Origin of the sequence: Brytella acorum (assembly GCF_029309905.1) — a bacterium.
GTDB lineage: Bacteria > Pseudomonadota > Alphaproteobacteria > Acetobacterales > Acetobacteraceae > Brytella > Brytella acorum.
Map to the genome: position 1 here is coordinate 1 of NZ_JARBJP010000004.1, position 13,837 is coordinate 13,837.

At 60.3% G+C, this 13,837-nt stretch carries 10 protein-coding genes; 5 read left to right on the top strand and 5 right to left on the bottom strand.

Annotated elements, in window-relative coordinates:
* Positions 1-36: 36 nt before the first annotated feature.
* Entirely contained in the window at positions 37-1,329 is a 1,293-nt protein-coding gene (locus PWM43_RS08350; protein ID WP_289842262.1) for a phosphohexomutase domain-containing protein, read from the bottom strand.
* A 454-nt stretch (positions 1,330-1,783) separates the two neighbouring features.
* Here PWM43_RS08350 and PWM43_RS08355 point away from each other — a divergent pair, with 454 nt between their 5' ends.
* From PWM43_RS08355 to PWM43_RS08370, 4 genes are read left to right on the top strand one after another with little or no spacing between them, the layout of a single operon-like run.
* Entirely contained in the window at positions 1,784-2,929 is a 1,146-nt protein-coding gene (locus tag PWM43_RS08355; RefSeq protein WP_394356054.1) for an MlaE family ABC transporter permease, read from the top strand.
* A 4-nt stretch (positions 2,930-2,933) separates the two neighbouring features.
* The gene (locus PWM43_RS08360) at positions 2,934-3,698 is read left to right on the top strand and encodes an ABC transporter ATP-binding protein (RefSeq protein WP_289842045.1); all 765 of its coding nucleotides are present in this window, start codon (positions 2,934-2,936) and stop codon (positions 3,696-3,698) included.
* Positions 3,695-4,657 (top strand): MlaD family protein, encoded by a 963-nt coding sequence (locus PWM43_RS08365; protein WP_289842046.1) that lies wholly within the window; start codon positions 3,695-3,697, stop codon positions 4,655-4,657. The genes PWM43_RS08360 and PWM43_RS08365 overlap by 4 nt, the downstream gene beginning before the upstream one ends.
* A complete protein-coding gene (locus PWM43_RS08370; RefSeq protein ID WP_289842047.1) occupies positions 4,654-5,223 on the top strand; it encodes a PqiC family protein in 570 nt (189 codons plus the stop codon). Before PWM43_RS08365 ends, PWM43_RS08370 begins: the two co-directional genes overlap by 4 nt.
* A 356-nt stretch (positions 5,224-5,579) precedes the next feature.
* Here PWM43_RS08370 and PWM43_RS08375 read toward each other — a convergent pair whose 3' ends face one another.
* Positions 5,580-8,009: a TonB-dependent receptor gene (locus tag PWM43_RS08375; RefSeq protein WP_289842048.1), complete on the bottom strand. Its 2,430-nt coding sequence runs from the start codon at positions 8,007-8,009 to the stop codon at positions 5,580-5,582.
* A gap of 407 nt (positions 8,010-8,416) precedes the next feature.
* Here PWM43_RS08375 and PWM43_RS08380 point away from each other — a divergent pair, with 407 nt between their 5' ends.
* Positions 8,417-9,724 carry a hemolysin family protein gene (locus PWM43_RS08380; RefSeq protein ID WP_289842049.1) on the top strand — a complete coding sequence of 436 codons (1,308 nt, stop codon included), beginning with the start codon at positions 8,417-8,419 and terminating at the stop codon, positions 9,722-9,724.
* 116 nt (positions 9,725-9,840) lie between these two features.
* Here the strand turns inward: PWM43_RS08380 and PWM43_RS08385 are convergent, their stop codons facing one another.
* The 3 genes from PWM43_RS08385 to gyrA form a co-directional block, all read right to left on the bottom strand.
* Positions 9,841-10,314, bottom strand: coding sequence for a peptidylprolyl isomerase (locus PWM43_RS08385; protein ID WP_289842050.1), 474 nt, complete (start codon positions 10,312-10,314; stop codon positions 9,841-9,843).
* Between the two features lie 63 nt (positions 10,315-10,377).
* Positions 10,378-10,878, bottom strand: coding sequence for a pantetheine-phosphate adenylyltransferase (coaD, locus tag PWM43_RS08390; RefSeq protein ID WP_289842051.1), 501 nt, complete (start codon positions 10,876-10,878; stop codon positions 10,378-10,380).
* 3 nt (positions 10,879-10,881) lie between these two features.
* A complete protein-coding gene (gene gyrA / locus PWM43_RS08395; protein WP_289842264.1) occupies positions 10,882-13,713 on the bottom strand; it encodes a DNA gyrase subunit A in 2,832 nt (943 codons plus the stop codon).
* Positions 13,714-13,837: the final 124 nt, after the last annotated feature.

Genomic DNA, 13,837 nt, shown 5'->3' on the forward strand with positions numbered 1-13,837 from the left:
TTATTTGTTGAGATCATATATAAATCTCACTATATATTAAAAATATATAGAAAGCAGCCCACCCCCCCCCCCCCCCCCCCCCCCCCCCCCCCCCCCCCCCCCCCCCCCCCCCCCCCACGCCTCGATTTTCGCCTGACTGACGGCTGTCGGCATCTCGATCAGCCGATCGCTGAGCGTGAAACGAGCGGGCAGTGTCCCCACGAGACCGGCCAGTGTCCGGCCTGATTGTCGCGCGGACACCAGCGCGCAGAGCATGGGAAGCATCGCATCGCGTGTCGGCAGGGCCGATAGCGTGCCATCGCCGCGTGTCACCGGGGTGGCGAGCAGGAACCCGCCATTGGCCTCGTAACCGACCGAGGGAGCGACGCCGCTTTGCGCGGCTTCCATCATGGCCTCGACTACAAAAGGCGAACCGATGCGCGTGCGCCGTATATCGCGCGCGAAACCGGCTTTTTCCAGAGCAGTGTTGCTGCTGACCGGCGTCGTAACGGCGGCGGCTCCGAGAAACTGCGCGGTGAGAATCCCAAGCACGTCTCCGCGCAGCCAATGGCCGTTCTGGTCGGCGAGCAGGGGACGATCAGAGTCGCCGTCGGTCGTCAGGATGGCGTCCAGCGCGTGTTCGGCGGTCCATCCCGATGCCAGCGCCGCGTCTTCCGGGCGCACGGCCTCGGTATCCACCGGGATGAAACTGTCGGAACGGCCCAGAACGACGGCCTGCGCCCCGAGAGCCTCGACAATCCGCACCAGAACGTCCCGCCCCACGGCAGAGTGCTGATAGACGCCGAGCTTCAGCCCTGACAGCGCGTCGGGGCCGAAGAAAGCGACATATCGCTCCACATAACCAAGCACCACGTCCACTGGCTCGAACGGCGGAAGCGCAGCGACCAAAGCGCCTTTTTCGTCGAACCAGCCATCGGGCAGATCGACATCCTCATCGCGCATGGCCTTCTCGTCGCTCTTCAGAAACTCGCCCCGCGCGCGGTTATATTTGATGCCGTTGCGATCGGCCGGGATATGACTGCCGGTGACCATCAGGGATGGAATGGCGCGCGCGAACGCATGGAGGCAGAGCGCCGGGGTGGGAATCTGCCCGCACAGGACGGGTTCTCCTCCCCTATGAATGATCGCCGCGATGCAGGCGCGCAGGATGCGGGGCGTGCTGGGTCTCAGATCGCCCGCAACCGCCACCGGCATGCCCGGCCCGAATTCGCCAAGAGCCGTAAGGTGTTTCAGATAACCCACGGTGTAAGCAAAGCAGACGGCATCGGTCATGGCCGTCACAAGTCCTCTGGCGCCGCTTGTACCAAAAGCAACGCCGGAGCGTGTCATCCAATCCGCAATTTTCATAACGTGGCTTTCCAGGTCATACCGGATCTGTCGCACGATTTCAGCGGTTAGGACATGCAGGAATCTTTCAGGGCGTTTTCGTCTCGACGCGGCCCTTCTGCCGCATCCGCTTCACCGACGCTCGCCCTGACGCCGACAATCTCCCAGTCTTCGGAGGTTCCGACGAGAGGCGTCCGTCCGAACCGCGAGCGTGGATATCATGGATTTTCGGCAATGGCTGATTGTGCCAGATCCAGACCGGGCCCTACTCCGGGCAGCGAGGCGCGGAGAACCCCGAACACTCCGGGGCGCTGCGCCCCGCGATCCTGAAGTCACGCATACAAATTCGCAATTTTCGTTCCGGGTTCCAGGAGAGTCTTTTGTGAGTTGAGAAAACTCCCTAGAGTAAAGCCCGCTCGACGTCCTGCCGGTGGGAGCAGATCGTCCAGAGAATAAAGTGAGCCCTTTGCCGGACGCCCATGTCGATATCCCCCATTGGGAGCTGCAGAACAACACCGGAAGCGTTACGGTCGTTCTCAGCGGAACCTGGCTCGCACGGACAGCGGACATCCCGCGCTTTCCGGATGACAGTTTCCTTCAGCGTCGAGGCGACTCAGGCACCCTGGAGTTCAACACACAAGCGGTTCAGTCCTGGGACACGGGCCTGATCGCCTTCATCTGGGAAGTCACACGCGCGGCGAAGGACGCGGGTCTTCACACATCGCTTGAGCAACTCCCCGCGCCGATGCGTAAACTCATGGAGTTGCTGCCAGACACGATCGCGTCACCGGCGCCGGTGGCACCGCGTCCCAAACTGCTGGAGACGATTGGCTCCGGGTCCATCAATGGTCTCGCCGAGATCGGCACCGTCACGGAACTGACGGTCGAAGTCATCAAGAATGGCTGCCTGACTCTCGTTGGTCGTGGCCGCATGCGAGGCGTGGATCTGCTCAACGATACCGTCGACGCCGGGCCGTCCGCTCTGCTGATCGTTGGCGTCGTCAATCTTCTCGTCGGGGCCATTCTGGCTTTCGTGGGCGCATCCCAGCTTCAGAAATTCGCCGCGGGCATCTATGTCGCCGCTCTGGTCGGGATCGCGACGGTTCGTGAAATGGCGGCCGTCATGACGGCCATCATCATGGCCGGACGCACGGGCGGCGCATATGCCGCGCGCATTTCGACCATGCAGGGTAACGAGGAGATCGATGCGCTGCGCGTATTCGGCATTCCTGTTTCGACCTACCTCATTTTGCCATCCGTCCTTTCGCTCACGATCACCATGCCGTTCCTCTATCTGTATGGATGTGTGATCGGCATGTTCGGCGGATTTCTGGTGGCCACGGCAATGCTCGACCTCACGCCAGCCGGATATTTCCACGCGACGATTTCAGCGTTCGGGGTCGGGCAGTTTCTTTTCGGCTTCGTCAAAAGCATCGTATTCGGCGCGTTCATAGGACTGACAAGTTGCCGGATCGGCCTGAAGGCCGGGCGCTCGGCTTCGGATGTCGGCATCGCGGCGACACGGGCCGTCGTGGTCGGCATCGTAGGCGTCATTCTGATCGATGCGATCTTCGCCGTTGTCGCCAATGCCGTGGGGATCTGAGGCCATGGAGACTGTTCTGTCGGTCGAGGATCTGACCCTCGCTTTCGGCCCCAAGGTCATTCAGCAGGACATCACCTTTGACGTGCGACGCGGCAGCATTTTTGCCGTCATGGGCGGCTCCGGGTGTGGGAAGAGCACGCTTCTCAAGAGCATGATCGGTCTGTTGCGCCCTAAAACAGGCCGGTATACCGTCGATGGCGAGGACTACTGGGCGGGTTCGGATGCCCATCGCACGGATCTCAACCATCGCTTCGGCGTGCTATTCCAAAGCGGTGCGCTCTGGAGTTCGATGACAGTCGGCGAAAACGTGGCGCTGCCGATGCAAATGTTTACGGAACTCGACACGGACGCGATCCGCCGACTGGTGGAACTCAAACTCGGCTTTGTCGGGATGCTTCCGGCCATGGATCTGTATCCGTCCGAGATCAGCGGCGGCATGCGCAAGCGGGCCGGACTGGCAAGGGCGCTGGCGCTCGATCCGGACATTCTGTTCTTCGACGAACCCTCCGCCGGTCTTGATCCCATCACATCGGCCCGTCTTGATGATCTGATTCTCAATCTGCGTGACGGATTGGGCGCGACGATCGTGATCGTCAGTCATGAATTGTCCAGCCTTTTCCGAATTGCCGATAGCGGCATTTTTCTGGATGCAAAGACCAAGAAGCCGATTGCGCATGGATCACCCGTTGACCTGCGCGATCACTGCGAAGACCCGCAGGTTCATGCCTTCATGAACCGAACCCGCGACGAAGAGGAAAAATCGCCATGAACAGGCAGGCACTGGTTGGCGCGTTCGTCGTGGGCGGCACAATCCTTCTCATGGCGGCCTTCGTGTTTTTTGGAAATCTCCATCCTTTCCAGCACAAACAGAAGGCCGTGATGATCTTTCGCGGCGCGACCTCGGGTCTCTCCATTGGCGCGCCTGTGACCTTCAGGGGCGTACAGGTCGGAGCGGTCACCCGTGTGGCGATTGCCTATGACGCACAGACGCAGGAAGCATTCATTCCGGTCTATGTGACTCTCAATCGAGACAACATCGGACTTCTGGGGAAGCGTGGCCAGGGTCTGCCGACCGTCACGGAACTGGTGCGGCAGGGATTGCGCGCGGAAATGAATCTCAAGAGCTTCGTGACGGGCACGTCGGAAATCGACCTTGACTTCGCCCCGAACTCTCCCGCCACCCTGCATCCCGATCTCGTGCATGGCGTTGAAATCCCGACACGCCAGTCACCCATACAGGCCGTGACGCAGACACTGACCGAACTGCCGCTCAAAGAAATTGCCGACAATACCAATGTGGCGCTCGCCGGCATTCGCTCGGTCGCCGATCATCTCGACCACGATCTGCCACCATTGGTTCAGAGCGTGCAGGCGACGTCGGACCACAGTCGTGAAATGGTGGATGCGGCCCGCCAGCTTGTTGAAGCCTTGCGTCCCGAACTTGAACAGACATTGAAGAACGTGAACAAACTCGCCACGACCGGAACCGCGCAACTCGATGCGAGCGGACACCAACTCCAGACTTTGCTGACCAACAGCAATGCGACCGTTCTGAAAGCCGGAAAAACGCTCGATAATTTTGAAAGCATGACGTCCCTGCGATCGTCGGAGCGGGCCAATCTCGAGGCCAGCCTCCGAGATATCGCCGCCGCCGCCGCTGCGCTGCGCGGTTTCGCGAATGACGTCGAACGCAATCCGCAACTTCTGCTGATGGGGCGCCGCCCGTGAACTCACGTCTTTCCGCCGCAGCGATCGGCCTGCTTCTGATGAGCGGCTGCGCCGCGCCGCCCGTACATTTTTATACGCTCGGCGCGCCGAGCGTTGCGTTGAACACCACGGCTCTCAACCCGACGATGCCGGTCGTCGCGCTCGACCGGATTACGCTGCCCGACTACCTTGATACGCAGGATATGGCGGTCCGTTCCGGAAACGAGATCATGCGCAGCGCAAACGGACGTTGGGCGGAGCGACTTTCCGAGGCGGCCACCAGCCTTCTTGCCGCGCGCCTTGGCGAAAGCTGGCCGAACACGTTCGTTACAACGGCGCGGCAATCATCAACGCCAAACGCTCGTTTGAGCATCAATGTGACGCGTCTCGATATCACGCAGAACGGGCAGGGCACACTTGAAGCGGACTGGACGCTCGTTCCTGCCGATGAGCATCGGGATGTTTCGCGCGCACGGGGTATTTTTACCGCATCCGGAGTGACGACGACAGATGGCGGGAATGCCGCCTTGACAGAGCGGCTTTTCAACGCACTAGCGGAGCGGATTGCTCACAGCATTCATCCATAGGTTTTCATTTTTGAAGCCCGGCTGACGCATCGTTTATGCGCAGAGAAAATTTGCACCGGTGGATGACCGCATGCCGCCGTGGCAACGGCGACTGAAAGCGCGTCATCCTCGTCGGGCAATGAGGTCGGTGATAGCCCGGCCCTGCCGAGATTTCTGGTGTGACATGCCGACTTGAAACAGACGGGCTGGCATGCTCGAAACCGATACTACAGCATCAATCAGGATTTTTCGAACGCTCGATGCGTCCGGTCCCGTTATTTTCATCGCGTCGGCAACGTATTCCTCAACCCGGATAACGGGCGGCCACGCGGAATGGAAAAGTCGCGACGTCTGACGGGACATCGCGACCAACAGATTTAGAAGTGCTTGCGAAGCGTGAAGAACACCATGCGGGGAGATGCGGCCTGAAGGGTCGCGAAAACATGCTTCGGATCGGAAAAAACAAATCCGTTCGAACCGACCGTTGCAACATACCGCTTGTTGAACAGGTTGCTTACGTTGATCTGGGCATCCAGACCACGCAGAACCCAATTGCTGCTCTGGAACCGATATCCAAGATTCAGGTTGAAGACGTCGTTTGGCTTGACCCAGGCATCGTTGAGGTAAGTATAGGTGCGACGCCCCTGATACTGCATGTTGACGTTACCCCAGATGGCGCCGTCATCATAACCGAGTTGCACGTTGGCAAGATTGCGCGGCATGGCGACCACCTGCTTGCCCTGCGTCTGATAGATCGTATCCCCGGAATGAACGTTATCGTTATAATAGGAGTCATTATAAGCATAGGACGCGTAAAGCGACCAGTTACGGGCGAACTGGTAATTGAAGGCGGCGTCGATACCGCGGGACGTCACACCACCGACATTCGTCAGGACCGAAGGATTGCCCTGCACGCCGGTTCCCTGCGTGATCGAAAGCAGACGGTTTTCAAACTCGACATAATACGCCGCGACCGATGCCTGAATGCTGTGATTATGGAAACGATAGCCGACCTCTTCCGTATAGGACATTTCCGGCTTTATCTTGCCCTTGATGGCGTTGTAGCCTGCGGTCGTGGTCGCAAACGGGCTGGTGGCCCCGGTCTGAGAATTGTCGAAGGCGGACATGTTGCGCGCAAAATCGGCGAAGATTTCGTTATGGCCGTCGAGACGATAATTGGCGCCAACCTGCGGCAGGAAGCCGTTTGACGACTGGATCGAACCGGACGGATATCCGTCGTCACCCGTCACGCCGCCGCTCATGGCGCCGATCTGACGGGCCGTTCCGTCGACAATCAGGGATTTGAAACCGTAATTCAGTTTCAGGGCCTTTGTGATCTGCCATGTATCCTGCAAATGCACCTGATAGGTTTTCGTGCCGAACGCGGCCTGCCACGCTGTGGCGAAAGCATTGTTCTTATACCAGTGCAGGCTGCCCGGTGTACCATCCAGACCAAGGGGATAAAAACGCCGCGCCTGTTCGAAATTATTATTTTCGAACCAGAAACCGCCTTCGATCACATGATGTCCGACATCATAGGAAAGACTGCCGATGAAACCTTCACGATGAATGTCATATTCCGTCGTGCGAACCGAAAGCGGCGATCCGCCCAGCGCCGCCGGCGTTGGCGTGTAGGGCGTGGCCCAGACACCTTCGCCATTGTTCATGTGACCGTAGACAGTCGTGAAGCCCTTCAGATGCGACGTGATATCGAAATCGAGCTTGCCATAGCCCAGCACGTCCTGTCGCAGACCGCCCGCATTATAATACACAAAGTCCGGGGGACTGTCGTAATTGGTGCTGCCGATGCCCGCCGGGTAAGCCGTGCCGTTCTGGTAAGCGTAGCCAATCTGCTTGGCCAACGCGTAATTGCCGGTGATATTGTCGACGTTATAGCCATACTGTTTGATGGTCGCGAGCGAAAGATCCTGATAATCATTCTCGCGACGCATGGACCAATCGCCGAAAACAGTCAGTTTTACATGCTCTCCTATCGGCTGGACATATTTCGCGTTGGCCTGGTCCTGCTCCTGCTGCCCGTCACCTTTCCATTTATTGGCATCCTGATGGGCATAGGAGACATAAAATTTACCGCCGCCCTTCAGCGTACCGCTGTTGACGCGCATGAACGTACGCCAGGTCGAAGCCGAACCGATCGTGCCCGCGACATCCACGCCGAATTTATCGCTCGGATCGATGGACGTGAACTCAAGCGCACCACCCAGATCATTGGACGCCGCGACGCCGACGGCCCCGGCGCCCTGCGCCAGGGTCGCCTTGCCATTGTTCTCGGTCAGCAGAGCGCGTCCGATCGAGAGGCCATTGTCATTGCCGTAAGACAGGTTGCCCAGCGGCACGCCGTCCATTGTAAAGCCCAGGCGCGTCTGATCGAAACCGCGAATGATGATCTGCTGCGACCATTCGTAAGAGCCCAGCGGATCCGACGACGTGAACATGACGCCGGGCAACTTGGAGAGCGCCTTGAAAGGACTGGTGCCGGGAACATACTGGGCAATGGCGGTGCGCGACACGGTCTGGGTTTCACGCGCGGCGCCAGCACCAAGAACAACAATCGATTCCGACTTTGTCGCTTCCCTGGAGGTGGGGAGAACCGCGGACGGCGTGACCGCTACGGGCGCGGCGGAGGAAACCGTCGGCGCAGATGCGGTCGCTTTCGCGGCCTGCACCTTGCGAGGCGTGTTCGCATGTTTGGACTTTGACGGACTGGTCGCCGCGTGAGCCGTCGTCGAGAATGCCAGAAGCGTGGAAACACAGGAGGAAAGAAGAAGTGTCTTGCCGCGGATCATGCACTTGCCTTCCAAGATCGATCGTCATTTCAGATCGAATGCATTTCATAACGATCATGCTTTATGGGCAGCGTCATTAAGGCCACTCGAAACACTTGTCTCGTGACAGTTTTATTTCAGTATCGTGTCGTTTTGAATTTAACTTTACAACAAAAGCGGTCTGAATCTTCATGCCTGCTCTGTCGTGAAAAGTCTCGACTTTGTCGGCACCAGCCTGTATCGAGCACGGGCCGTCAGACGCTCGTTGCATGAGACGGTGTCGCATGGACCCGAGGGCGATAGGTCTCTCCTCACATGCGGGTTCGCTCGTACCGGTTTTTCAAACAGGGTCGCATTCCCGGGCGTGCTAAGATGCTGCGAAACGCGCCCTCCTCCCACGGGCGCCTCTACTTGATAACGGCGGTTCCGTGTTTATCCTGCTTCTCGGCGTGCTCGCCCTCGCCCTTCTGACTGCGGTCAGTGTCCTGATTTCACTGTCAGAAATCTCTTTCGCCGCTGCCCGGGACGTACGGCTGCGCGCCCGGGCCGATGCGGGGGATGAGCGCGCTCATTCCTTCCTGGCGCTCCGTCGCAATGGCGGGCAGGTCATGACGGTCCTGCAGATCCTGCTGAACGCCGTGGGCGTCCTCGGCGGCATGATCAGTTCAGATCTGCTGACGCCGCCCATGACCGTCATGCTTCAGTCATGGGGCATCGAGACGACGACGGCCCAGAGCGTCGCTGCAACCGTCAGTTTCGTGTTTACAACCGGTATTTTCGTGCTTTTCGCGGATCTTCTGCCCAAACGCATCGCCATGAATGCCCCGGACCGGATTGCGCTCAGTGTCGGGTGGTTCCCCGCTCTGGCGCTCAAGGTTCTGTTTCCGGTCGTATGGGTGTTCTCGAAAATTTCGGACGCGCTTCTGCGAATGCTGAAAATCCCCGCCGCCTCCGCCGTCGAGCCGATGACGCCCGAGGATCTGCGCGCCCTTCTGGCCGTCGGGACCGCGTCCGGCGTCCTGCTTGCCCAGGAGCACCAGATGATCCAGAATGTGCTCGGCTTGCAGGAACGTGCCGTGACCTCGGCCATGACGCCCCGCGACGAGATCGTCTTTCTGGACATCCACGAGCCGCCGGAAACGCAACGCGACAAAGTGCGCGTCCATCCGTACTCGCGTTACCCGCTGTGCAAAAACGGCATGGACAACGTCATCGGTTCCGTACGCGTGGAAGATGTTCTGGTGGGATCAGCCGTGACCGACGTGACGCGCCCACCACTCTCGAAACTGCGCCGGGACGTGCTTTCCATCCCCGAAAGCCTCAGCCTGCTCGACACGCTGGCCCAATTCGAGGCGCACGGTGTGGGTTTCGCGCTCGTCGTCAACGAATATGGGCTCGTGGTGGGCCTGATCACGTTCAAGGACATCATGGGGGCATTGATGGACGGTCTCGCCAGTCCGTTCGATGAGCAGGCCATCGTTCGTCGTGACGAGAATTCCTGGCTGGTCGACGGCGCCGCGCCGATCGCGGAAGTCATTCGTGAACTCGGCGTCGCGGAACTTCCCGATGGCGATACCTTCGATACCATCGGGGGCTTCGTCATGCACCGTCTGCGTCGCATGGCGCGAAAGGCCGACCGCACCGAAGCCGCCGGCTACCGCTTCGAGGTCGTCGATGTCGACGGCTTCCGCATCAATCAGCTTCTCGTGACGCGTCTTCAACCGACGCAAATCTGAGCGTAGGGACACGCGAGGCAGATACGCCGTACATGCCATAAAAAAACTCCCGCCCGGGGAACCGGAGCGGGAGCCGCCATCGTCAATCCTGACGGAAGATCAGGCCCGACGGGAAATCAGGCTGCCGGACGCATGGAGACGATCACATCCGGTTCCTTGACCACGCCCGACGAACCGGAACCGCGCTTGACCTTGTCGATATGCTCCATGCCTTCGACCACGTCGCCGACGATCGTGTACTGACCGTCCAGCGAAGGACAGGGTGCGAACATGATGAAGAACTGGCTGTTGGCCGAGTCCGGGTTCATCGTGCGCGCCATGCCGACCGTACCGCGCAGGAATTTCGCTTCATGCGTGAACTCCGCCTTGAGATCGGGCAGATCGCTTCCGCCCGAACCGGTTCCGGTCGGATCACCACCCTGAGCCATGAAACCCTCGATCACACGATGAAACTTCACCCCGTCATAGAAACCCTGCTCCGACAGCGTGCGCAAACGCTCGGCAGCCAGAGGCGCGATGTCGGGACGAAGCTGGATCACGACATCGCCATCCTTGGTCTTCAGGACGAGGCGATCTTTGTTTTCGGACATAGGGATAAAAACCTTCAGATAACAGATCGTAAAACGGGCGACATGGATATCATGCCCTGCCCCTTATTTCGGGGTGGTGTGCAGCTTCGACAAGACGAGCGGGATCGTATTTTTGGGCACGAATCCGTCGATATCGCCACCAAACCGGGCGATATCCTTGACGATACGTGACGCCGTGCAGCGATGGGCCTCACTGGCGAGCAGAAAAACCGTCTCGATCTCGGGCGCCAGACGCCGGTTCGCACCCGAAAGCTGCGCTTCGAAATCGAAATCGCTGACAGCGCGCAGCCCCCGCACGATGCAATTCGCGCCATGCGAACGCACAGCCGAGACCAGCAGGGTATCGAACCCGACGATCTCGATCTGCGCGCCGCGTGACAAACCTTTGGTCTCGCGGTGCAGGCACTCGATCCGCTCGTCAAGCGTGAGGAGCGGTTTCTTCGCGGTATTCAGAGCCACGCCCACGACCAGGCGGTCAAACAGCGCCGACGCCCGTTCGACGATATCCAGATGTCCGAAGGTCACCGGATCAAACGTCCCTGGGTAGAAGCCGACACCACACATGAATCAGGCCTCTGTGGGAGGGACATCACCCTCCGACGTCGGCGCCTCGGGCGCAATGTCTTCCGGCGTCGCATCCGTCACGACAGCAACGTCAGCGCCTTCAACGTCGGGACCTTCAACGTCCTCGCCTTCTTCCTCCATCACCGGGAAGATGGCTGCGACCTTTTCTTCTTCGCCCACGCGACACAGCGTCACGCCCGATGCCTGACGCGCCATGACGCGAATCTGCGCAACCGGCGTACGGATCAGACGGCCGACATCCGTCACCATCATGACATCCTCGCCTTCCAGCACCGGCAAGGTCGCCACGACCTCGCGGCCACGTTTGGGATTGGTCAGCGTCATATTCGCGATGCCCTGCCCGCCACGCCCGCTGACACGATAATCGTAGGCCGAAGAGCGACGTCCGAAACCGGCATCGGTCACAGTCAGCAGGATCTCTTCCTGACGTTCGAGTTCCTCGAAACGCTCAGCCGTCAGATCACCCGCGATCTCCATGTCTTCACCGGAGTCGTCGGCCACGACCTCTTCCGCCTCATCGCCCTCTTCGGACTGGGCAAGCAGGCGACGCTTGGCATTCGCCATCTTGAGATAGGCAGCGCGTTCCTCGACGGTCGCATCGACATGTGTCAGCACGCAGAGCGAATTGACCTCGTCACCTTCCTGAAGACGAATGCCGCGCACCCCGGAACTGTCACGCCCGGCGAAGACGCGCAGCGTGTCGGCGGTGATCTGGAAGCGGATGCATCGCGCCTTCTGCGTCGCGAGAAAAACGTCCTGCCCTTCCCGACAGGTCGCGACGCCGATCAGGCTGTCGCCTTCGTCGAGCTTCATGGCGATCAGGCCGGAAGCGCGGATATTGCGGAAATCCGACAGACGGTTACGCCGCACGGAGCCGCTTGCCGTCGCGAAAACGAGGTGCAGCGGTTCCCACAGTGCTTCGTCCTGCGGCAGCGGGAGAACGGCCGTGATGGCATCGCCGCCCAGTTCGGGAAGGAGATTGACGAGCGCACGGCCCTTGGCCGTCGGGCTGGCCTCGGGCAGACGCCATACCTTCTCACGGTAGGCCTTACCGCCAGAGGAGAAGAACAGCACCCATTGATGGGTATGGGCGTTGAAGCTGCGCACCACGACGTCATCGCCACGCCGCCCCGCTGCCGTCCGGCCGCGGCCACCGCGATTCTGGGCACGGAAAATGTCGAGCGGCGTGCGCTTGATGAAGCCGTCGCGCGTGATGGTCACGACCATCTGACCCGGCTCGATCAGGCTTTCGTCGGACTGATCGCCCAAGGCGTCCGAAATCTCGGTCATCCGGGGCGTGGCGATTTCCGCGCGCACGGTGACGAGTTCGTTGCGCATGACGTCCATGCGCCGCGGGCGGCTGGCGATGATGTCGAGCAGATCGTTGATCCTGGCGGCGACTTCGTTGAGTTCCGCCTGAATCTTTTCGCGCTCGAGACCTGTCAGGCGCTGGAGACGCAGCTCAAGGATGCCGCGAGCCTGCGCTTCGGTCAGACGGACTTTCCCGTCCTCGACGATATTGCCCTCGTCATGAATGAGCTGGAGCAGAGGCAGGACTTCCGCCGCGTCCCACTGCCGCGTCATCAGCGCCTCGCGCGCCGAAGCCGCGTCCGGCGCACCACGTATCAGGGCGATGACCGCGTCGATATTGGCGACTGCCAGCACGAGACCGACCAGCAGATGACCACGATCGCGCGCCTTGTTCAGATCAAAGCGCGAACGGCGCAGAATGACGTCCTCGCGGAAGCGCAGGAAGGCTTCGAGCACATCCTTGAACCCCATGAGACGGGGCTTGCCGTCATCCAGGGCGATGCAGTTGACGGCGAAGGACGTCTGAAGCTGCGTGAAGCGGTAGAGCTGATTGAGGACGACATCGGGCGTGGCGTCGCGCTTGAGCTCGATGACGATCCGCATGCCGGACCGGTCGGACTCGTCGCGGATATCGGAAATGCCTTCGATTTCCTTGGCGCGGACGAGATCGGCGATCTTTTCCTGCAACGTCGCCTTGTTGACCTGATAGGGGATCTCGGTGACGACGATCGCCTGTCGGTCCTTGCGGATCTCCTCGATCTCGGCGCGGGCGCGCATCGGGATCGAACCCCGTCCGGTCTCGAAGGCCTGCCGGATTCCGCGACGCCCCATGATGATGCCGCCGGTCGGGAAATCCGGCCCCGGGACGATCTTCATCAGTTCGTCGAGCGACAGTTCCGGGTTCTCGATCAGCGCCAGAGTCGCGTCGATGATCTCGCCAGGATTGTGCGTCGGGATGTTGGTCGCCATGCCGACCGCGATGCCCGACGCGCCATTGACCAGAAGATTGGGGAAAGCGGCCGGCAGAACGCGCGGCTCGCTCTCGCTCTCGTCATAGTTGGGCTGGAAATCGACCGTATCGCGGTCGATGTCGTCCAGAAGGTAGGAGGCCGAACGCGCGAGACGGGCTTCGGTGTATCGCATGGCCGCCGGGCTGTCGCCGTCGACGGAACCGAAATTTCCCTGTCCGTCGATGAGCGGCACGCGCATCGACCAGGGCTGCGCCATGCGGACCATGGCGTCATAGATCGAGCTGTCGCCATGCGGATGGTATTTACCCATCACGTCACCGACCGCGCGGGCCGATTTGCGATAGGGTTTGTCGGCCGTGAACCCGCTTTCGCGCATGGCGTAGAGAATGCGGCGATGCACCGGTTTCAGACCGTCGCGCACATCCGGCAAGGCACGCGAGACAATCACCGACATGGCATAGGCCAGGTAGGATGAGCGCATCTCATCCTCGATCGCCACCGGGATCAGGTCGAGTGGTTCAGCGGGATTCATCGGATCGGTCACGTCGGTCAAGGCAGGTCCATCAGGCTATGGGGACGTCACGCCGCGAGGGCGCCATTCGAGGCTCCCGATGTAGCACGAACTTGCCCTTGTGCCCTAATCCCCACCGGTGAGC

Bases quoted from the DNA above. Each gene is read 5' to 3' on its own strand.
- PWM43_RS08350 (WP_289842262.1), bottom strand. From the start codon at position 1,329: ATGACACGCTCCGGCGTTGCTTTTGGTACAAGCGGCGCCAGAGGACTT.
- PWM43_RS08360 (WP_289842045.1), top strand. From the start codon at position 2,934: ATGGAGACTGTTCTGTCGGTCGAGGATCTGACCCTCGCTTTCGGCCCC.
- PWM43_RS08365 (WP_289842046.1), top strand. From the start codon at position 3,695: ATGAACAGGCAGGCACTGGTTGGCGCGTTCGTCGTGGGCGGCACAATC.
- PWM43_RS08375 (WP_289842048.1), bottom strand. From the start codon at position 8,009: ATGATCCGCGGCAAGACACTTCTTCTTTCCTCCTGTGTTTCCACGCTT.
- PWM43_RS08385 (WP_289842050.1), bottom strand. From the start codon at position 10,314: ATGTCCGAAAACAAAGATCGCCTCGTCCTGAAGACCAAGGATGGCGAT.
- coaD (WP_289842051.1), bottom strand. From the start codon at position 10,878: ATGTGTGGTGTCGGCTTCTACCCAGGGACGTTTGATCCGGTGACCTTC.
- gyrA (WP_289842264.1), bottom strand. From the start codon at position 13,713: ATGAATCCCGCTGAACCACTCGACCTGATCCCGGTGGCGATCGAGGAT.